This is a genomic window from Microbacterium sp. (assembly GCF_048259935.1).
Lineage (GTDB): Bacteria > Actinomycetota > Actinomycetes > Actinomycetales > Microbacteriaceae > Microbacterium.
Genome location: NZ_JBLXHF010000004.1, coordinates 191,977 through 212,580, shown reverse-complemented (window position 1 = coordinate 212,580; position 20,604 = coordinate 191,977). Strand labels below are relative to the sequence as shown.

Here is a 20,604-nt window from a genome sequence, read left to right as displayed (position 1 = left end):
AGATGGTGGAGTTCAAAGTCAATCCCGCCTACGAGGGCCTTGACTATCACGCGCTCAACGCGATGCTGAACCTCTACGACGCGAATGGCAAGATCCAGTTCGACGCCGATAAGCGTGCAGCGCGGGAGTTCTTCCTGCAGCACGTCAACCAGAACACGGTGTTCTTCCACTCGCTCAAGGAGCGCCTCGACTACCTCGTCGAGAAGGAGTACTACGAGGGCGAGCTTCTTGAGAAGTACTCCTTCGAGTTCATCCAGAAGCTCACCGACCTGGCGTACTCGAAGAAGTTCCGCTTCGAGACCTTCCTCGGTGCGTTCAAGTACTACACCAGCTACACGCTGAAGACGTTCGACGGAAAGCGCTACCTGGAGCGCTTCGAAGAGCGCGTGGTGATGACCGCTCTCGGTCTTGCCGATGGTGATGAGCATGTTGCCATCGACCTCGTCGAAGAGATCATCTCTGGCCGCTTCCAGCCGGCGACTCCGACGTTCCTCAACTCAGGCAAGGCGCAGCGCGGCGAACTCGTCAGCTGCTTCCTGCTGCGTATCGAAGACAACATGGAGTCGATCTCGCGCGGCATCAACTCGTCGCTGCAGCTCTCCAAGCGCGGTGGCGGTGTGGCGCTGCTGCTCTCGAACATCCGCGAGTCGGGTGCCCCGATCAAGCAGATCGAGAACCAGTCCAGCGGAATCATCCCCGTGATGAAGCTTCTCGAAGACAGCTTCAGCTACGCCAACCAGCTGGGTGCTCGTCAGGGTGCAGGTGCCGTTTACCTCAACGCGCACCACCCCGACATCATGCGCTTCCTCGACACCAAGCGTGAGAACGCCGACGAGAAGATCCGCATCAAGACCCTCTCGCTCGGCGTCGTCGTTCCCGACATCACGTTCGAGCTCGCCAAGAACGGCGAAGACATGTACCTGTTCTCGCCGTACGACGTCGAGAAGGTCTACGGCGTGCCCTTCGGCGACATCTCGGTGAGCGAGAAGTACCGCGAGATGGTCAACGACCCGCGCATCAAGAAGACGAAGATCAATGCACGAGAGTTCTTCCAGACTCTCGCTGAGATCCAGTTCGAGTCGGGCTACCCGTACATCATGTTCGAAGACACGGTGAACAAGGCCAACCCGATCAAGGGCCGCATCAACATGTCGAACCTCTGCAGCGAGATCCTGCAGGTGAACACGCCGACCACGTACAACGAGGACCTCTCGTACAACGAGATCGGCAAGGACATCTCCTGCAACCTCGGCTCGATGAACATCGCGCTGGCGATGGACGGCGGAAACCTCGGCGCGACCGTCGAGACCGCGATCCGCGGCCTCACCGCGGTGAGCAACCAGAGCCACATCTCCTCTGTGCGTTCGATCGAGGACGGCAACGACCGTTCGCACGCGATCGGCCTCGGCCAGATGAACCTGCACGGCTACCTGGCGCGCGAGCACGTGCACTACGGGTCAGAAGAGGGCATCGACTTCACGAACATCTACTTCTACACGGTGCTGTTCCACGCGCTGCAGGCATCGAACAAGCTCGCGATCGAGCGCGGCGTGGCATTCGATGGGTTCGAGGACTCGACGTACGCGTCGGGGGAGTTCTTCGACAAGTACATCGACCAGGCCTGGGTGCCGGCGACCGAGAAGGTCGCCGAGCTCTTCGCCGGCCACAGCATCCCGACTCAGGCTGACTGGGCCGAGCTGAAGGACAGCATCCAGAAGCACGGCATCTACAACCAGAACCTGCAGGCTGTGCCGCCGACCGGATCGATCTCGTACATCAACAACTCGACGTCTTCGATCCACCCGATCGCGTCGAAGGTCGAGATCCGCAAGGAAGGCAAGCTCGGACGCGTCTACTACCCGGCGCCGTTCATGACGAACGACAACCTCGAGTACTACCAGGACGCGTACGAGATCGGCTACGAGAAGGTCATCGACACCTACGCCGCTGCCACGCAGCACGTCGACCAGGGCCTGTCGCTGACGCTGTTCTTCAAGGACACCGCCACGACTCGTGACATCAACAAGGCGCAGATCTACGCATGGCGCAAGGGCATCAAGACGATCTATTACATCCGTCTTCGCCAGATGGCGCTCGAGGGCACTGACATGTCCGAGTGCGTCAGCTGCATGCTCTGACACTTCGACAAGCTCAGTGACCAAGGAACCCAAGGAACAAAGAGACATGACCCCCGAATCGCTCAAGCTGGTCGACCACGTTCAGGCGATCAACTGGAACCGCATCCAAGACGACAAGGACCTTGAGGTCTGGAACCGCCTGGTGAACAACTTCTGGCTGCCCGAGAAGGTGCCGCTGTCGAACGACGTGCAGTCGTGGAACACCCTGACGGCTGAAGAGCAGCTGCTCACCATGCGGGTGTTCACAGGCCTCACCCTGCTCGACACGATCCAGGGCACGGTCGGTGCGGTATCGCTGATTCCCGACGCGATCACCCCTCACGAAGAGGCGGTGTACACCAACATCGCCTTCATGGAGTCGGTGCACGCCAAGAGCTACTCCTCGATCTTCTCGACGCTCGCGTCGACGAAAGAGATCGATGAGGCGTTCCGGTGGTCGACGGAGAACGTGAACCTTCAGAAGAAGGCTCAGATCATCATGAATTACTACCAGGGCGACGACCCGCTCAAGCGCAAGGTCGCATCGACCCTGCTGGAGTCGTTCCTGTTCTACTCGGGCTTCTACCTGCCGATCTACTGGTCGTCCAAGGCGAAGCTGACGAACACTGCAGACCTGATCCGCCTCATCATTCGTGACGAGGCCGTGCACGGGTACTACATCGGCTACAAGTACCAGAAGGGTCTCGAGAACGAGACCGAAGAGCGCCGCCAGGAGCTGAAGGACTACACCTTCAACCTGCTGTTCGAGCTCTACGACAACGAGGTGCAGTACACGCAGGACCTCTACGACGGCGTCGGTCTGACCGAGGACGTCAAGAAGTTCTTGCACTACAACGCCAACAAGGCGCTCATGAACCTCGGCTACGAAGCGATGTTCCCCTCGACCGTGACGAACGTGAACCCGGCGATCCTTTCGGCGCTCTCGCCGAACGCCGACGAGAACCACGACTTCTTCAGCGGCTCGGGCTCGTCGTACGTCATCGGCAAGGCAGAAGCCACCGAAGACGACGATTGGGACTTCTGAGACTTCTCGTCTGAGGCTGTTCGCTCTCCCCCGAGCAATGGCGAGACCCCGCCACCCGCTATGACGAACTCGCCATCAGCTATCGAGCCGTCTTGGCAACACCGCGCGGTTCGCCGTCAGCGTCGGTGTGCGCCGAAGCGGCGCAGGCGCAGCGAGTTCGCCACGACCAGCACGGAGCTGACCGCCATCGCCGCTCCCGCGATCATCGGGTTGAGCAGCCCGAAGGCGGCGATCGGGATGCCGATGGTGTTGTAGAGGAACGCCCAGAACAGGTTCGTCTTGATCGTGCCCAGCGTCTTGCGCGAGAGCTCGATCGACAGCGCGACCTGATTCAGATCGTTGCCCATGATGGTGATGTCGGCGGCCTCGATCGCGACGTCGGTTCCCGAGCCCATCGCGATGCCGAGATCTGCCTGGGCGAGAGCGGGAGCATCGTTCACGCCGTCGCCGACCATCGCGACGACCTGGCCGCGCGCCTGCAGATCGCGAACGATCTGCGCCTTGCCATCGGGCAGCACGTCGGCGAAGACGTCACCGGATGCAATGCCGACGGATGCCGCGACCTGCTGAGCAACCGCGGCGTTATCGCCCGTCAGCAGGATCGGGCGCAGCCCGAGTTGCTTGAGTGAGGCGATCGCTGCGGGCGAGGACGACTTGATCGTGTCGCTCAGGTTGATGAGACCGGCGAAGCTGCCGTCGACGGCGACCAGGATCGACGTCGCGCCCCCGCGCTGTGCCTCTGCGAGATCTGCGAGGTGCTCATCGGTCAGGTCGATGTCGTTCTCGTTCATCCAGCTGATCCGGCCGACGACGACGGTGTGAGCGTCGACGGTGGCGCGAACGCCGCCACCGGCCGCCGAGATGAAGCTCGACGGCTCCGTGACCGGCGCGGCAGCGCGTGCGGCGTCGACGATGGCTCGAGCGATCGGGTGCTCGGAGCCCGACTCCGCCGCTGCTGCCAGCGCGAGAAGCTCAGACTCGGTCATGCCCGCCGCAGTCTGAACTGATGTGACAGCGAGATTTCCCTCGGTGATGGTTCCGGTCTTGTCGAGCAGCACCGTGTCGATCTTGCGGGTGTCTTCGAGCACCTGCGGTCCGCGAATCAGGATGCCCAGCTGCGCACCCCGCCCACTGCCCACCAGCAGCCCGATGGGCGTGGCAAGGCCGAGCGCGCACGGGCAGGCGATCACGAGCACAGCCACGGAGGCAGTGAAAGCGGCCTCTACGTCGTTGGAAAGCAGCATCCACAGCGCGAAGGTGACCACCGCGATGACCAGCACGATCGGGACGAAGACCGCGGAGATTCGATCAGCGAGCCGAGCAATGGGCGCCTTTCCGGTCTGCGCCTCGGAGACCAGTCGGCCCATCTGCGCGAGCGTGGTGTCTTTGCCGACCCGGGTCGCGCGCACCACAAGTCGTCCGGACGTGTTGATCGTCGCGCCGATGACCGTGTCATCCGGCCCGACTTCGACAGGGACAGACTCGCCGGTGATCAGAGCGGTATCGATGGCCGAGTGTCCGGAGACGACGAAACCGTCGGTGGCGATCTTCTCGCCGGGTCTGGTGACGAACTCATCACCGGGCATGAGATCGGATGCCGCGATCTTCACCTCGACGCCATCTCGGAGCACGACTGCTTCTTTCGCACCCATCTCGAGCAGTGTTGCAAGAGCGTCACCCGCACGCGACGTCGCACGAGCCTCGAGATATCGGCCGAGCAGCAGGAAGGTGGCGACGACACCGGCCGTCTCGAAGTAGAGCGCGTGGTCGCTCATCGACATACCGAGGTGTGCGGTGAGGTTCGGGTCCTTGATCAGCTGCCACAGGGAGAAGAAATAGGCGGCGAGGATGCCGATGGAGACAAGAGTGTCCATCGTGGATGCGAAGTGGCGGGCGTTGATGGCTGCCGCGCGGTGGAAGGGCCACGCCGCCCAGAACGTGACGGGGGTGGCCAAGACGAGGGCGACCCAGCCCCAGTGCGGGAACTGCGCTCCCGGAATCATCGAGATGATGAAGAGCGGGACGGTGAAGATCGCGGCGACGATCAGCCGGATCTTCAGACCACTGCCACCGTGCGCGGTGGTGTGGTCGGTGTGCACGTGGCCGTGACCGTGGTCATCATGCGCCGGGGCGAACTTGTCGACCTTCACGTTCGCCTGGTAACCGGCTGCCTGCACGGTCGCGACCAGCTGCTCATCACTGACGCCGGTGGGAACACTCACTCGCGCTGACTCGAGCGGCAGGTTGACCACGGCTTCGACACCGTCGATCTTGCCGAGCTTGCGCTCGACCCGGCTGACGCACGAGGCGCACGTCATGCCCTGGATCGCCAGTTCGACCGTGCGCTGATCGGCAGGGTGTGCGGACACGTTGCTCATGGCGGCCTCAGCTGTCGATGGAGACCAGCGCGTAGCCGGCCTCGGCCACTGCCGCTTCGAGAGCGGAGTTCGAAGTGGCGGCATCAGCGGAGACGGTTGCGGTGGAGGTGCCGCCAGCGGAGAGGTCGATGGTGACGCTGTCTACACCAGCAACCGCGGAGAGCTCTTCGGTGACCGAGGAGACGCAGTGGCCGCAGGTCATGCCATCGATCTTCAGAGTGATGTCGTGAGTGCTCATGAGGGCTCCTGGTTCGTTGTGCGGATACGAGCAAGAATACCCCCCGGGGGTACTCCCGTCAAGTACCCCTCTGGGGTATTCGACTCCTGTCGTCAGCGCAATGGGACGGCGACGTCGGATCCGCCCTCGGCGGTGAGACGTGCGCCCATCTGGACGATGGTCGGCTCCTCGATGAATCCTCCGGCGAACAGGGACTGTCCCTGCGTGAACTGCGAGGCTCTGGAGAGAAGATCAGCGGGTGCGAAGCCGAAGATGCGGGCGATCTCGGCGAGGTCTTCAGGCGAGTTCATTCGCATGAGCGCGAGGTTGTCGCACTGGGAAATGACATTCGGATGCACCTTCGAGGGGCGTTGCGTCGAAAGCAGCAACCACAGGCCGTACTTGCGTCCCTCGGCAGCGATCTGAGCGATTCGGTCGGCGAGCAATCGCTCGACGGCGGTCGTCGGATTCGGCGGGCACAGGTTGTGGGCCTCATCGATCACGATCAGTCGCGGGATCCGCTCGTGTCGTCGCTCCCAGAGGTGATCGAGGATCGCGAGAGCTGCGATCTTCGGCTCCACCGACGTATCGAACTTGCCGAGGTCGACAACGGTGGCGTCCGGCTGCTCGTCGATGATCTCGGTGACCGGCTTGCTGTCACGTGCCCACATCGTCCAGTCGGCGATGCCGAGATCCTCAAGGCGCATTGCGAACCTGTGATGGACGTCGTTATCGGACGCGCGCAGCCACTCGAGCAGCGTGCCGTCTGCGGGCAGGCCCGAAGCACGTGTCTGCGCGACCAGGCCCAGAGAGGCGTTGAACTCCTCGGCATCGAGGATCGGATCCAGCTGCAGAAGAGCCGCGCGTGAGCGCTCATCCATGTCGAGCAGGCGGACTTTGAGATCCTCCCCGAGACCCGGCCGCGAATGCAGCACGCGGATATCCCGAGTGCTCAGCTCTGCGGCATCCGCCCCGCTCGCCCCGTCACGCAGCTCACCGAGTCGCACGAAGTCCGAGTTCGGGTCGAGCACGATCACCGGCAGCCGCGTGTGGAGCAGGACCTGCTCGAGCAGCACACCCAGTGCGTATGTTTTGCCCGAACCACTCTGGCCGCACCAGAACGTATGCCGGTTCAGGCCGCGCGCACGGATATGAGCCGGTTCGGCAGTGTGCCAGGCCGTGCCGATCGGAATCACGTCACCCATGCCTCGAGAGTATCCGTCGAGGCACGGGCGCGGTGGGTTACTTGCGGTTCGCGGCGTAGTAGGCGAGCAGCGCCTTGGTCGAAGCATCCTGCGCGTCGATCGCCGACGCGTCGCCGTCGATGGCGGGAGCGATCTGCATCGCCAGCTGCTTGCCGAGCTCGACGCCCCACTGGTCGAAGGAGTTGATACCCCAGATCGTGCCCTGCGTGAACGTGATGTGCTCGTACAGCGCGATCAGCTGACCGAGCACCTGCGGGGTGAGTGCCGGCGCGAAGATCGAGGTCGTGGGGCGGTTGCCGGCGAACGTGCGAGCGGCGACGAGAGCACCCGTCGTTCCCTCTGCTTCAACCTCGGCCGCAGGCTTCCCGAACGCCAGCGCCTTGGTCTGGGCGAGGAAGTTCGCCAGGAACAGCGCGTGCACATCCTTGTCGCCGTCGCGCAGCGCGTACGCCGGGTTGACGAACGCGATGAAGTCAGCGGGGATGAGACGGGTGCCCTGGTGGATGAGCTGGTAGAACGCGTGCTGTCCGTTGGTGCCCGGCTCGCCCCAGAAGACTTCGCCGGTGTCGGTGGTGACTGGTGAGCCATCCCAGCGCACGGACTTGCCGTTGGATTCCATCGTCAACTGCTGCAGGTACGCGGGGAAGCGGCTCAGCTGCTGTGCGTAGGGGAGAACAGCGTGCGACTGCGCGCCGAAGAAGTTGTTGTACCAGACGTTCAGCAGGCCCATCAGAACCGGCACGTTGCGGTCGAGGGGAGTGGTGCGCACGTGCTCGTCCACCGAGTGGAAGCCTGCGAGCAGATCGCGGAACGCGTCGGGGCCGAGCGTGATCGCGAGCGACAGACCGATTGCCGAGTCGACTGAGTAGCGGCCGCCGACCCAGTCCCAGAAGCCGAAGGCATTGTCGGTGTCGATCCCGAACTCGGCGACCTTGTCGAGAGCGGTCGAGACAGCGACGAAGTGATGCGCGACGGCGTCGGTGCGCGACGCATCGTCGCCAGCGATCGCACCGGACTCGGTCAGGCCCGACCACAGCCAATCGCGAGCGAGACGCGCGTTGGTGAGCGTCTCAAGTGTCGTGAACGTTTTGGATGCGACGATGAACAGCGTCGTCTCGGGGTCAAGGTCCGCGGTCTTCTGCGCCATGTCGGTCGGGTCGATGTTCGAGACGAAGCGCGCCTGGATGCCGGCATCCGCATAGGGCTTGAGCGCCTCGTAGACCATGACGGGACCCAGGTCTGATCCGCCGATGCCGATGTTCACGACGTGCGTGACCTTCTTGCCCGTCACGCCGATCCACTCGCCGGAACGGACCCGGTCGGCGAACGCGCTGAGCCGGTCCAAGACGTCGTGCACGTCCGCATCCACGTCCTGGCCGTCGACCTCGAGCGCGGGCGATGCGCTCGCGGGGCGACGCAGTGCCGTGTGCAGTACCGCGCGGTCTTCACTCGTGTTGAGGTGCGCCCCCTCGAGCATGGCGCTGTAGCGCTCGGCCACACCCGTCTGCTCTGCCAGCCGCACAAGCGCTGCCAGAACCTCGTCGGTCACGAGGTTCTTCGACAGGTCCACGTGCAGATCCGCCAGCGGCAGCGAGTACCGGCGTGCGCGGTCCGGATCCGCATCGAACCAGCCGCGCAGATCAGGGACGATCGTTTCGTGCAGTTCGGTGAGCTCTGCCCATGCGGCTGTGCGAGTGGGGTCAATCGGTGCGGTCATGCCTACACGTTATCGCGCGCTGTGAGAGTGGGTATCCTGGAATGAGCATTCACAACAGGAGGCCGCCGTGATCATCAGCTTCATCGTCTTTTTGGTTATGTTCGTTGGCGGAATCTGGGTGATGGGCATCGCACACGGAATGCCGCTCGACTTCCAGGCGCTCACCTTCTGCGCCGGCCTTGCACTGGTCTGCCTGTCGCTGGCGTGGATGATGCGCGAGGGCCGCTCCGGCGCCACGCGTCGCTCGAACAACTGGGATGGCGGACCCGCCGCTCGCTGATCCAGCGACCCGGCCGGACCGAGAGGTTCACCTCCCGTTCGCATTGCGGACGGCATCAGTTTCACCCGCGCGTCTAACTTCGAGCGAGTGCGTGCTCCTACTTCTTCTCGTTCTTCGTCTGTTCCAACCCCTCGCTTCCTGAGGAGACTGCAGTCCGGCGCAGCCGGTGCCGTCGCTCTCGGCGTCATCGCCGCGCTGCTGCCCGCCGCGGGGGCACAGGCGGCCGCTCCTGTGATCGATGGCACAGACGCGCATCCGACTTTCCTGAACAAAACGCACTACACCGGCGAGTTCCACTCGCACACCTCGATCAGCGATGGTGTCGAGCTGCCCGAGGACGCATACACCTTCGTGGCAGAGAACACGGATGTGGACTTCTTCTCGGCCAGCGAGCACGACGTCACGATGGACGTCCGCTCTGCGGATGACTGGATCGACGACCACGAGCACGCGCACTCCGACGAGTGGAAGTACCTCAAGAGCGGTGCCGAGCGGCACAATGAATCCGGTGACGGCAAACTCGTTGCCGTCCCGGGCGAAGAAGTCACTTGGTACGACGCGACAGGTCACATCAACCTCTTCAACGCGGAGTGGTTCGTCACTGCTCCGGGCTATGTGCGCGGGTCAGGAGACGGGCTCGGTGGAGCCTTCCCCGTCGGCGACTTCATGTATGACCTTCCGACGTTCTACGCACGCCTCGCGCTCGACCCCGAGGTGATCGGGCAGTTCAATCACCCCTCACCGAACGGCAAGGGCAACTTCGACGGCTTCACCCACCTCACCCGTGAGGCGGACGAGCGCATGTCGCTCTTCGAGCACAAGGGAGCGTCCTATGACGGACAGTGGCAGTTGGCTCTCGACAGCGGTTGGCACCTCGCTCCGGTATTCAACGGCGACGAGCACGGCGCCAACTGGGTGGCAGGCAACCCGGCGCTGACCGGAGTCTGGGCCGACGAGAAGTCCCTTGATGCTGTGCACCGCGCCATGCGCGAGCGCAGCATGTATTCGACCCTCGATGAGAACGCGATCCTGGCCTTCAGTGGAAACGACCAGATGATGGGTGCCGTCCTGTCGGACGACACCGACGAATTGGACGTCGTCGTGCAGGCGGCAGATCCGGATGCTGCCGACTCGTTCACCAGCATCCAGATCATCAGCAATGCCGGCAGGGTCGCGCACGACTTCGGTGCGCTGTCCGGCAACGTGCAGGACGTCGCCGCCACCCTCGATGTCGCCGACGGCGACTACTACTTCGTGAAGGCGACGCAGGCAGATGGCGCTCAGCTCGTCTCCGCGCCGATCTGGATCGGCGACACAGTGCGCGGCGCGAATTACGCGCCAGAGATCACCATCGACACGAACGCGCCAGAGCTCGTTGCGGCGGGGGAGCGCGTGAAGATTCCCCGCTTCTCGGCAGTCGACGACAGCGGCAAGGAACCGACCACGACGGTGGAGGTCTACAACTCAGAGCACCTGCTGCCGGTCACCGATGGCGAGTTCGCCGTCGAGGGCTACGACGACCACTTCATCGTGATCAAGGCGACCGACGCCGACGGCAGCACATCGGCGAAGGTGCACCGCATCCAGGTGCGCGACACCGATCTTGACCCTGAGGAAGTCTTCCGCCACCTCGGCACAGTCGCCACGGTCGGCGCAGAGCCGGGAGATGCCGGCCTGAGCGTCGCCACCGACGTCGGCATCGAGAAGGCCTGGGCGAAGATCACGCCGGTGGGCTCCTTCTTCGATCTGGGAGCGAAGACCATCGCCTCGTCGAACGACCGCGTTTTCGAGCTGGATTCCGTCGCCACTGAGGCCGAGACCTATCTCGACAGCATCACCGCCCATGCGCTGCGCAGTCATGAGTTCGATCTGACCGAGCTGCAGCAGGGAACCAGGTACGAGTACCGCTTCGGCGTCGGAGAGGGCGGTCCGTGGACGGATGTGCGCGGTGAGTTCGTCGCCGGTGGCGCCGAGGATGCACCGATCTACGTGCTCGGCGATGTTCAGGTCTCAAGCGGCGAGAAGTCGGACTTCGAACTGCCTGCACAGATGCTCGATCAGCTGCGTGAGCAGCGCACGGGCGGGGAGACCGTCATCCAGGTCGGCGACCTCGTCGACAACGCTGGCAACGCCAGCCTGTGGCAGGGAACCTTCGACCACTCACTGCACGACCTCGACCTGCAGTTCGCGACCATGGTCGGAAACCACGAGACCTACGGCGACCGCGAGGTGGGCATGGCGCTGTCCCCTGAGCGCAACCGCATCTTCACGTCGATGTACGATCTGCCCAAGAACGGCAGCGCGGTCGGCGAGAGCAACTACTCCTTCGATCGCGGCAGCATCCACTTCTCGGTGCTCAACTCGAACTATGACCTTGATACCCAGCTGGCCTGGCTCGAAGAGGACGTGCGCTCCAGCGACGCCGAGTGGCACGTTGTGATGGGCCACTTCCCGTACTACGGGGGACGGCACAGCAGCGATGCGGGAATGTCGATCTCTCGCGCCAAGATCACCCAGACCCTGGACCAGCTCGGGATCGGTCTGTACATCGGCGGTCACGATCACGTCTACAAGCGCGGCACGATCCTCGATGGCGCACTCGTCACGGATCACTCGCAGCGAGACCTCGGCACCACCTTCATCACGATGGGCTCGAGCGGACCGAAGTTCTACGACAACCAGGTCCAGTGGTGGGATGACAAGGTCTTCGACGTCGACACACAGACCGGTCTTGTGCTCGAAGTCGCAGAGGGCGAGCTTCAGGCGCGCGTCTACACAATCGACGGTGAAGTGGTCGACGAGTTCGCGGTGAACAAGCCCGAGAGCATGTTCCGCGTCACCTCTCACGACGTCGTCGACGGGGAACTCAGCCGGATCGGCGTGCTCAGCACCGACGGTGCACCGAACGACACGACGCTCGTAGCTGCCGCTTACGACCTCAGCGGCGAGCAGCTCCTCGACGTTCGAACCGCAACGGCAGAGCTCGACCACCGCGGGATCGAACAGCTCGTCACCTTCGATTCGCCGTTGCCAGTGCGATCCGACAGCACGATCCGTCTGTTCGCCTGGGATGGCCTGTCCAGCGGCCAGCCGCTGGCACCCGCGACCCTGGTCCGCGAGGGAATGCCAGGAGAGGGGACGGCCGAAAGTCCGTACGAACTGCGCACCTGGGCTGACATCGAGAAGATCGTGCAGGCACCCGACGCTCACTACGCACTGATGAACGACGTCGCACTCGACGGTGCGGAGCGCACCCAGATCGGCGCAGGGGCGACGCCGTTCGCGGGTGTCTTCGACGGGCGCGGGCACACGGTCAGCGGTTTCGCGGCCGAGCCGTCCAGCGGCTCCGGACTGTTCCAGACGAACGAGGGAACCATTCACGACCTCGCCGTCGTGGATGCAGACATCACGGCGGTGATCGGCACCGCTGGCATCCTCGCTGACGTCAACAACGGCACGATCGAACGCAGTTGGACAAGTGGCTCGATCTCTGCTCCCGCTCGCGCTGGTGGTCTGGTCGGCGATTCTGCAGGAACGATCAAGGACAGCTATTCGACTGCGCGCGTCCAGGTCGCAGGCACTGAGTCCGGTGGCCTCATCGGAGTGGCGCTGGGTGGCTCGGTCACCGAGAACGTCTACTCCTCGGGTGCCGTGGCTGCCGACACCCGCAACACCGGCGGCATCGTCGGCTACGGCTACAACGAGACCGTGATCCGCAACGCGATGTCGCTCAACATTGCTGTCACTGCACCGAGCTACGCGCATGCGGTCCTCGGGCGAGTGCTTTCCAGCCAGCAGGCGACGCTCGAGAACAACTACGCCTCGGATGAGACTTTCGTCTCAGCGGAGTCGTTGGCTGATGCGCCGGCTGCTGACAACCTCAAGGGAGCACGGGTGCCGGCTGCCACCGCAAGGACGGTGGACCACTTCGCCACGACGCTCGGATGGGACCTCGACGGCGTCTGGGCATGGAACGCGGATGCCGAACGGCCCGTGCTGCGCTCCAATCCCGAGCAGTACAGCAAGCCGACCCCCGAACTGCCGACCAACGAAGAGGGGTACTTCGAGATCGCCACAGCCGAGGAACTGCGACTGATCGACGAGTTCCCGACCGAGCGCTTCGTGCTCACGTCGGATATCGCACTCGGCGATGCCGCGTTCGCATCCCTTGCCTCCCTGGTGCCGTTCTCCGGTGAGCTCGATGGCGCAGGGCACGTCATCTCGGGGCTGCAGTCCGAAACCGGCGGACTGTTCAACCTCAACGGCGGCCACATCCACGATCTCGGCATCGAAGGCGCGAAGGTCATCAGCACCGTGGCACGCGCGGGAATTCTCGCGAACGTCAGCACGGGTGTTATCGAGCGGGTGTACACGACAGGCGAGATCAGCGGGCGGAACCGCGTCGGCGGCATCCTCGGCGACTCCAGTGGTGAGCTTCGCGATGCCTACACGACGGCTTCGGTTCACGGATCGAGCACCGAGGTGGGTGGTGCTGTCGGTGTGGCACTTGCCGGATCGCTCAGCGAGCGGGTCTACGCCACGGGAGCCGTCGCTGCCGATTCCCGCAACACGGGTGGCGTCTTCGGCTATGCCTACACCGGCACGGTGATCCGCAACAGCATCTCGCTGGCGCAGACCATCACAGCTCCCTCGTGGGCGCACCGGTTCCTCGGACGAGTGCTGGCGGGCAATACCGCAACGCTCGAGAACAACTGGGCATCTGAAGACACGACGGCTGAGACTCCGAACGACACGGCCGCTCCGTCCACGACGAACCTGCACGGCGGAACCGCGACAGCGGAACAGCTGGCAAGCTTCGGGTTCTATCTCGACACGCTCGGCTTCGATGCGAACATCTGGCAGTGGAGCAGCGTCAACGGCCGCCCGCTTCTCAGCGGTGTCGGGGAGTCGCGCGGACTCGATGAGGACGATCAAGAGACACCGGAAGTCGGGCCGAACCTCGACACCGACGAAAATGGTGTGTTCCTCATCGACGATGCGGCGGACTTCGCCGAGATCGGAGCGTACCCCGCGGAAAGCTACCGACTGATCGCCGACGTCGATCTCACAGGTTCCGACGCACGCATCACGCCAGTGTTCTCTGGGACATTCGACGGTGACGGACACACGATCACCGGCTATCGCTCGGAGACGGGCGGACTGTTCGCAGAGGTGACCGGCACAGTGCGCAAGCTCGCGCTGGTGGACGCTGAGGTCGTGTCGACCGCATCCGAGGTTGGACTGCTCGTGGACCGCCTGGCAGCAGGCGCCACCGTCGCAGAGGTCCGCACCAGCGGGTCGATCAGCGGCGCCGCCACCGTCGGCGGCATCGTGGGCTATCTCTACGGCACGATCAGCGATTCCGCTTCGGATGCTGACGTCACTGCGAACGCGGGCCGTCAGGCTGGCGGTGTGGCAGGGATCGCCGGACGCGGCAGTCTCACGCAGCGCGTGTACGCGGCGGGAGCCGTCGAAGTCGTTGCGAATCAGAACGCGGGCGGTGTCGTGGGGTACTCCTACGCGACGACGACGGTGGTGCAATCCGTTGCGCTGAACAGCGCGATCACCGCGTCCTCGCACGCGGGGCGGATCGCGGCGCGCGAACTCGGCAGCGAGCACGCGACGTTCGCAGACAACCTTGCGGTCGATTCGATCGTCATCACCGGGCAGACGGTCACCGATCAGGGGCGCGAGACGCGCAACGGAGAGACGATCTCTGCGGATGCCGCACACCAGCAGAGCACGTACGAAGCAATCGGGTGGGACTTCACCAGTGTCTGGGCGTGGGATGCCTCCGCATCTCGCCCCGTGCTGGCCAACGCCCGATAACCGTCGCAGAAGCGAAGAGAGCAGAAACATGAAGATGAACAAGACGGTGTCGCACACGTGCGGTGCGATCGTGCTCGGCATTACGGTGGCGGTAGGCGTACCCCTGATGGCGAGTGCCGCTGAGCACGATGCCACGACGGCGGACGGTGTTGCCGATGTGCGGATCGATTTCGGAACCGGGGCAGCGGAGCGGACCGCGACAGTGCTCGTGCTGGACGCAGACGCAGATCCGGATGCCCCGACCGAGGCGAACATCGCCTATGTCGCCGAGGTGCCCACCGACGCTTCGGGTGTCGCCTCCTTCCGTGCGGTGCTCCCGGAAGGGCTGGACTACTGGCTCGCCAGCACAGTCGACGGCGGCGAACGCTATGTCGCGATGCTGGACGGCAGCGTCCCTGACGATGGCAGCAATGGCGGCGATGACGGTGACGGCGACGGTGACGGTGGTGACGGTGACGGCGGCAGCGACGGCGGCGGCACGGGTGACAACGGTTCGGGTACGGGCTCGAACGAGGACGGCAAGAACGACCCCGCTGCAGACGGCGATCTGGCCACGACGGGTCTTGCCGAATGGGTTCTTCCGGCAGGTCTGCTCGCGGCCGGTGGTCTGATCGCCGCTGGTACGGCATTGGTCCGTCGGCGTCGCACGCACGCGTGACGCCGACGAGGTGACCTCAGCGCCTCTTCGCGAGGCGCATTTCGAGGTTCGCCTTCACAGCCGGCCACTCCGGCTCGATGATCGAGTACTCCACGCTGTCGCGCAGGGCTCCGTTGCGATAGCGGGAGATCGCGCGGATGACGCCGTCCTGCTTCGCTCCGAGCCGCTCGATCGCCGTGCGTGACTGGTGGTTCACCCACTGCGTGGTGAGCCCGACCCGGTACACGCCGAGAGTCTCGAACGCCTGCGTCATCAGCAGCAGTTTCGATTCGGCGTTCGTGCCGCTGCCGTGGGCCGACGGGCGGTTCCAGGTGTACCCGATGTGCAGCCGCGGGACCGACGCCTCGAGGTCGTAGTACGAGGTCATCCCGATTACTCGTCCTGAGGCGTCGAACGCCGTGAACGGCACCATCTCGCCCTTCTCGCACAGCGCGAGCCGGCGGTCGATCTCCGCGGCGACGCCGTCCGGCTCGGGAACAGAGGTGTACCAGGCCGTTCTCCAGAGGTCGCCCTCGGTCACCGCTTCGATGAGCCCGTCACGGTGCTCACGTGCGAGAGGGCGCAATTCGACCAGGTCGCCGGTGAGAGTCAGGGGAGCCGGGGGCACGAGAAAGGGCACCCGACCATTCAATCAGCGAATGATTCCCGGACTGCACCCTCGAGCGTCGGATACTCGAATTCGAATCCCGCAGCCGTCAGCTTCTCGGGTAGGACCCACCGGCTCTTCAAGATCAGCTCGGTCTCGGTGCGGATGCCGATGGCGCCGAGCTCCAGCATCCATCGCGGCATCGGCGGGCCGAAGCGCACGCCGAGCACGCGACGCACGGTCGCCATGAACGTCGTGTTGTCCACCGGGTTCGGGGCTGCGGCATTGACGGCACCGTCGAGTTCGGGGTGCTGCTCGAGGAAGTCGATGATGCGGGTGACGTCGTCGATGTGCACCCAACTGAATCGCTGCGTGCCGCGCTTCGCACCGGGGACATGCGCGGTTCCTGCGGCTTTTCGTGCGCGGCTCACCGGCCACCAGCCGTCGTGCTGCGCGCCGCCGAGACCGATTCGCGCGAGGTTCTTCAGCGGACCGAGCACACCGCCGTGGCCGAGAACGATCGTGCTGCGAAGGGCGACTCTGCGCGTGTGCGGCAGGTCATCGGCGAACAGCGCCTTCTCCCACCCCTTTGCGACCTCGACGGAGAAGCCCGTGCCGATCTCACCCGAGGATTCCGTCATCGGTCGATCCTCAGCGTGCCGGTAGATCGTCGCCGTCGATGAGTTCACCCAGAGCGAGGGCGGGGCAGCCGCTGCCTCGATGGCGTGGCTCAGCGCTGCCGTGGTCTGCAGCCGAGAGCGGAAGATCTCGTCCCGGTTCTCGGGCGTGTAGCGGCAGTTGACGCTCTTGCCGGCAAGACCGATGACGAGAGCTGCGCCATCGATCGCCTGGTCGATGCCGCTTTGATCGCTCCAGGACAGATCAGCGCCGGAGCGGGAGATCGTGATGACCTCACGCCCTTCGGCCCGATACTTCTCCTGCAGTCGGCGCCCCATGAATCCCGAGGATCCACCGATGACGACCCGACCTTCATGCGTACTCACGCGGCCTCCACGATGCGATAGGTGAAGTCACCGGAATACTCGTACAGGCGCCCGATCAGCGGCATGTCGATCGTGACGGAGACCTGCTGGCGTTCGCTTCCGTCGTCGAAGCGCTCGGTGAGTTGGACAGTCGGTGCGATCAGCCGAGGGATGCGGATACGCAACCGACCCCATCGGATGCCGACGGTGTGACTGACCATCGACAGCGCGCCGTCATCGACGGCGACGTCGAAGCTCGCGGCAACGACAGCCGGATCGCCGAGCTCGTCGACGAGACGGCCGTGTGCACGGTGCACGACCGCGTCGCGCATCGTCCACGGCTGGCCGGGCAGCAAGAACTCGCGATCGCTGACCATGCGCCCGGCGATCAATTCGTTCGTGACCCGGAACGGCACATGCAGCTGCCAGCCCGCGTAGACGATGCCGCGCCGATGAAGCGGCCGCAGCAGCGGCCACAGCCAGCGACGGGGCGTGCCGACGCTGCGGAAGATCCCCTCGCCGACGCCGAGGTGGCCCTCAGGAATCGTGGAGAAGTACTGCTGCAGCTTCGGGTGCAGATCGTGCAGGCGCTCGCCGAGAACCTGCTCGTAGGGAGAACGGGCTATGCGGCGCATCTCAGCGATCGCGCAGGCGCACGAGCCGCTCGTGGCCGGTCTCTTCGAGCTCGGCGATCTGGTCACGAGACTTGAGGAAGTCAGAGAACGATCGGTAGCTGAGTGCCTTCTCGCTGAACGACGGGTCCATCCGTCGCATGTGCGTCTTCACCGCTGAGCTGTGCAGCCACTCGTCGCCATCGGCCTTGTCGCGCCCCAGACGGAGTGCACGTTCGAGCAGAGCGGTGGCTTCGTCCTGCTCAGTGAGCTGCGGCGACTCAGGCTCGACCTCTGCCGGCTTCGGCGTCTTCTTCGCACGCGTGCGGCTGGTCGACTTCGCCTTCGCCGGGGCTTCGGCCTCCACTTCGGCCTCGACTTCGGCCTCGGGCTCGGCAGCAGGTGCGGGTGCCGTCTTCTTCGGCGCCGGACGCGATACTCCCGGCAGCGAGTCGTACGAGCCGAACTCGTCACATGCCGCTGCCAAGGATTTCGCCGTCGATCCCGCGACGCCGACACCGACGACGTAGCGTCCGAGGCGCTTGCAGCGCTGAGCGAGTGGCACGTAGTCGCTGTCGCCGGCGACGATCACCACGTGGGTGAGGTCTGGCAGGCGGAACATGTCTTCCACAGCATCCACGGCGAGACGGATGTCCGCACCGTTCTTCGCGTAAGCCGCCGCAGGGAAGAGCTGTACGAGATCGACCGCACGCGCCACCAGCTGCGAGCGATACACGGCGTTCACAGGCGAGGACCAGTCCGCATAGGCGCGAGTGAGCACCAGCGTTCCGAAGGACGCGGCGTAATCGATGATCGCCCCAACCTCGATCATGGCGTCCTTCAGTCGCTCTGCGACCTCGGGGTCAGTGGGGTTCTCGGCGATGCGCTGGCGGTCCTTTCCGTAAGCGTTTCGGCCATGCACGCGGTCGTACCAGGAGATGACGATGTTGTCGAAGTCCAGGTACACCGCGACGCGGGCATCCGCACTCTCAGCCATTGATGGGCTCCTCGTTCGGGTAATGGACGCCGATCTGCGCCCGGATCTCATCGAGTGTTCCCATGATCGCCACGGTCTCTGACAGCGGCAGGATGTCGCCCTCGAGGTGCCCGGTGCTCACGAGACGCTCGGCGGCGATGGCCTGGAACTGCATGCCGCGGCCATCGACCTGTGATTCGTACGTCTCGCGGACTTCGCCGTCTGGGCCGATGGCGCGGAACGTCGTGGGGGTGTACCAGACGTGATCGATCTCGATGCGACCCTCGGTGCCGATGATCGCCGCGGTATTCGGCCCGACTGCTCGCGATGACGACAGACTCGTCGAGACAGCGCCGCCGGCGTGCGTCATGATCGTTGCGACCTCGGCATCGGCGCCTGTGTCGGCCAGACGCCCGGTGGCCTGGATGGTCTCTGGCGTGCCCAGGATGTCCCAGATGAACGAGACGGGGTAGATGCCCAAGTCGAGCAGTGCGCCGCCGCCGAGGGCGAGGTTGTTCAACCGGTGCTCAGGGTCGTCGGTGATCTTCTGTGTGTGGTCGGCCGTCACCGCGCGGATCTCGCCGAGCGCCCCGCTCGCGATGATCTCGCGGATGCGCACCATGTGCGGCAGGTACCGCGACCACATGGCCTCCATCGCCAGCAATCCGCGCTCAGCAGCGATCCGCTGCAGCTCCGCGGCCTCGGCTCGGTTGACCGTGAACGGCTTCTCGACGAGCACGTGCTTGCCGTTTTCGAGCGCGAGCTTGGCGCCGTCCTTGTGCATGGGGTGCGGCGTGGAGACGTAGATGATGTCGACGTCGGGGTCGGTGACCAGCGCCTCGTACGAGTCGTGCGCGTGGGGGATGCCGAACTCAGCCGCGAACGCATCAGCGGACTGCTGAGAGCGCGAGCCCACCGCGACGACATCGAGACCCGCAGTGCGCAGATCGGAAGTGAATGCGTGGGCGATGCCACCTGTGGCGAGAATGCCCCAACGAAGACCGGTCATGCTCTCAGCGTAGAGCAGGGACGAAGTCGCTTACGGCACCAGCGTGATCTTGCCGTGCGCCTGGTGCGCCTCGATCAGCCGATGAGCTTCGGCGGCTTCGCTCAACGGGAGCTCGGCCCCCAGCTCGATCTGGAAGTCGCCGCGGGAGATGAGATCGATCGCCACTGTGACGGCTTCTGCGCGCCAGGCGAGCTCCTGCTCGGTGAGCGGCTCGGGGGAGCCGCCGCTGAAGGCGCGGATGCCGTAATCCGCAGCATCCGGACCGCGCACGATCGTTGCGATGCGACCGCGGTCAGCGACCAGTTCGATCGAGGTCTCGATGGCCTCATCGGTGCCAGCGCAATCCAGGGCGACGGTGACCTCGGCGCCGGCCGCCTCGCGGACGCGATCAGCGAGTCCGTCGCCGTAGGCGACCGGGATCGCCCCGATCTCACGGAGCTGCTCGTGGCGCGCGGGGCTGCCGGTGGCGATGACCTTCGCGCCGTGGGCGACCGCGAACTGGATCGCTGCCTGTCCGACAGCGCCAGACCCGGCGTGCACGAGGAAGAGGTCGTTCTCACCCACGTCGAGCGAGCGGACGCACTGGTATGCCGTCCCGATCGGGATCGACAGGCCCGCAGCCTCTGCCGCGGTGACGGCGTCGGTCAGCTTGTCGAGGTTCTCCGTCGCCACCGCGAGGTGCGTGGCGTACGTGCCGAGGGCGTTGCCGATGGCGACGCGATCGCCGACCGCGAACTCCGTCACGCCTTTTCCGAGTGATTCGATGACTCCGGCGCCGTCGAAGCCGACTCGGCGCGGCTCGACGATCGGTGCGGACGGTCGCTTGCCGCTGCGCCGCTTCGCATCGAGCGGGTTGACGCCGGCGGCCTCGATGCGGACGACGACCCCCCCGGGAGCTGCGACGGGGGTGGGGATGTCGATCAGGTGAAGGACATCAGGTGAGCCGAATTCGGTGTAGACGATCGCACGAGCCATGCCGCCAGGCTACCCTTC

15 protein-coding genes are annotated in these 20,604 nt (G+C 64.7%); 5 read left to right on the top strand and 10 right to left on the bottom strand.

Annotation, left to right across the window (positions count from 1 at the left end; all coding sequences use genetic code 11):
* The first annotated feature begins 2 nt into the window (after positions 1–2).
* Positions 3–2,138 carry a class 1b ribonucleoside-diphosphate reductase subunit alpha gene (gene nrdE / locus ACN0RC_RS08860; RefSeq protein ID WP_417511138.1) on the top strand — a complete coding sequence of 712 codons (2,136 nt, stop codon included), beginning with the start codon at positions 3–5 and terminating at the stop codon, positions 2,136–2,138.
* 46 nt (positions 2,139–2,184) lie between these two features.
* Positions 2,185–3,162, top strand: coding sequence for a class 1b ribonucleoside-diphosphate reductase subunit beta (gene nrdF / locus ACN0RC_RS08855; protein ID WP_417510863.1), 978 nt, complete (start codon positions 2,185–2,187; stop codon positions 3,160–3,162).
* A 116-nt stretch (positions 3,163–3,278) separates the two neighbouring features.
* On the opposite strand, the gene ACN0RC_RS08850 is transcribed toward nrdF, so the two are convergent.
* The 4 genes from ACN0RC_RS08850 to pgi form a co-directional block, all read right to left on the bottom strand.
* Positions 3,279–5,540: a heavy metal translocating P-type ATPase gene (locus ACN0RC_RS08850; protein WP_417510861.1), complete on the bottom strand. Its 2,262-nt coding sequence runs from the start codon at positions 5,538–5,540 to the stop codon at positions 3,279–3,281.
* Between the two features lie 7 nt (positions 5,541–5,547).
* Positions 5,548–5,778: a heavy-metal-associated domain-containing protein gene (locus ACN0RC_RS08845; RefSeq protein ID WP_417510859.1), complete on the bottom strand. Its 231-nt coding sequence runs from the start codon at positions 5,776–5,778 to the stop codon at positions 5,548–5,550.
* A 92-nt stretch (positions 5,779–5,870) separates the two neighbouring features.
* The gene (locus tag ACN0RC_RS08840; protein ID WP_417510857.1) at positions 5,871–6,962 is read right to left on the bottom strand and encodes an ATP-binding protein; all 1,092 of its coding nucleotides are present in this window, start codon (positions 6,960–6,962) and stop codon (positions 5,871–5,873) included.
* Positions 6,963–6,999: 37 nt separating this feature from the next.
* Complete coding sequence (gene pgi / locus ACN0RC_RS08835; protein WP_417510855.1) at positions 7,000–8,679, bottom strand: glucose-6-phosphate isomerase; 1,680 nt, start codon at positions 8,677–8,679, stop codon at positions 7,000–7,002.
* Positions 8,680–8,746: 67 nt separating this feature from the next.
* Here pgi and ACN0RC_RS08830 point away from each other — a divergent pair, with 67 nt between their 5' ends.
* The 3 genes from ACN0RC_RS08830 (at position 8,747) to ACN0RC_RS08820 (ending at position 15,446) form a co-directional block, all read left to right on the top strand.
* A complete protein-coding gene (locus ACN0RC_RS08830; protein ID WP_417510853.1) occupies positions 8,747–8,959 on the top strand; it encodes a hypothetical protein in 213 nt (70 codons plus the stop codon).
* Positions 8,960–9,046: 87 nt separating this feature from the next.
* Positions 9,047–14,788: a metallophosphoesterase gene (locus ACN0RC_RS08825; RefSeq protein ID WP_417510851.1), complete on the top strand. Its 5,742-nt coding sequence runs from the start codon at positions 9,047–9,049 to the stop codon at positions 14,786–14,788.
* 28 nt (positions 14,789–14,816) lie between these two features.
* Entirely contained in the window at positions 14,817–15,446 is a 630-nt protein-coding gene (locus ACN0RC_RS08820; RefSeq protein ID WP_417510849.1) for a hypothetical protein, read from the top strand.
* Positions 15,447–15,462: 16 nt separating this feature from the next.
* Here ACN0RC_RS08820 and ACN0RC_RS08815 read toward each other — a convergent pair whose 3' ends face one another.
* From ACN0RC_RS08815 to ACN0RC_RS08790, 6 genes are read right to left on the bottom strand one after another with little or no spacing between them, the layout of a single operon-like run.
* Positions 15,463–16,065 (bottom strand): GNAT family N-acetyltransferase, encoded by a 603-nt coding sequence (locus tag ACN0RC_RS08815; protein WP_417510847.1) that lies wholly within the window; start codon positions 16,063–16,065, stop codon positions 15,463–15,465.
* 8 nt (positions 16,066–16,073) lie between these two features.
* Positions 16,074–17,036 (bottom strand): epimerase, encoded by a 963-nt coding sequence (locus ACN0RC_RS08810; RefSeq protein ID WP_417510845.1) that lies wholly within the window; start codon positions 17,034–17,036, stop codon positions 16,074–16,076.
* On the bottom strand, positions 17,033–17,650 hold the full coding sequence (locus ACN0RC_RS08805; protein ID WP_417510843.1) for a DUF4166 domain-containing protein: 618 nt from the start codon (positions 17,648–17,650) through the stop codon (positions 17,033–17,035). The genes ACN0RC_RS08810 and ACN0RC_RS08805 overlap by 4 nt, the downstream gene beginning before the upstream one ends.
* Before the next feature lies 1 nt (position 17,651).
* Positions 17,652–18,623: an NYN domain-containing protein gene (locus tag ACN0RC_RS08800; protein WP_417510841.1), complete on the bottom strand. Its 972-nt coding sequence runs from the start codon at positions 18,621–18,623 to the stop codon at positions 17,652–17,654.
* Positions 18,616–19,611 (bottom strand): Gfo/Idh/MocA family protein, encoded by a 996-nt coding sequence (locus ACN0RC_RS08795; RefSeq protein ID WP_417510839.1) that lies wholly within the window; start codon positions 19,609–19,611, stop codon positions 18,616–18,618. The genes ACN0RC_RS08800 and ACN0RC_RS08795 overlap by 8 nt, the downstream gene beginning before the upstream one ends.
* Positions 19,612–19,641: 30 nt before the next feature.
* The gene (locus tag ACN0RC_RS08790; protein WP_417510837.1) at positions 19,642–20,586 is read right to left on the bottom strand and encodes a quinone oxidoreductase family protein; all 945 of its coding nucleotides are present in this window, start codon (positions 20,584–20,586) and stop codon (positions 19,642–19,644) included.
* Positions 20,587–20,604: the final 18 nt, after the last annotated feature.

Bases quoted from the DNA above. Each gene is read 5' to 3' on its own strand.
- ACN0RC_RS08820 (WP_417510849.1), top strand. From the start codon at position 14,817: ATGAAGATGAACAAGACGGTGTCGCACACGTGCGGTGCGATCGTGCTC.
- nrdF (WP_417510863.1), top strand. From the start codon at position 2,185: ATGACCCCCGAATCGCTCAAGCTGGTCGACCACGTTCAGGCGATCAAC.
- ACN0RC_RS08790 (WP_417510837.1), bottom strand. From the start codon at position 20,586: ATGGCTCGTGCGATCGTCTACACCGAATTCGGCTCACCTGATGTCCTT.
- ACN0RC_RS08800 (WP_417510841.1), bottom strand. From the start codon at position 18,623: ATGGCTGAGAGTGCGGATGCCCGCGTCGCGGTGTACCTGGACTTCGAC.
- ACN0RC_RS08840 (WP_417510857.1), bottom strand. From the start codon at position 6,962: ATGGGTGACGTGATTCCGATCGGCACGGCCTGGCACACTGCCGAACCG.
- ACN0RC_RS08805 (WP_417510843.1), bottom strand. From the start codon at position 17,650: ATGCGCCGCATAGCCCGTTCTCCCTACGAGCAGGTTCTCGGCGAGCGC.
- ACN0RC_RS08795 (WP_417510839.1), bottom strand. From the start codon at position 19,611: ATGACCGGTCTTCGTTGGGGCATTCTCGCCACAGGTGGCATCGCCCAC.
- pgi (WP_417510855.1), bottom strand. From the start codon at position 8,679: ATGACCGCACCGATTGACCCCACTCGCACAGCCGCATGGGCAGAGCTC.
- ACN0RC_RS08850 (WP_417510861.1), bottom strand. From the start codon at position 5,540: ATGAGCAACGTGTCCGCACACCCTGCCGATCAGCGCACGGTCGAACTG.
- ACN0RC_RS08845 (WP_417510859.1), bottom strand. From the start codon at position 5,778: ATGAGCACTCACGACATCACTCTGAAGATCGATGGCATGACCTGCGGC.
- nrdE (WP_417511138.1), top strand. From the start codon at position 3: ATGGTGGAGTTCAAAGTCAATCCCGCCTACGAGGGCCTTGACTATCAC.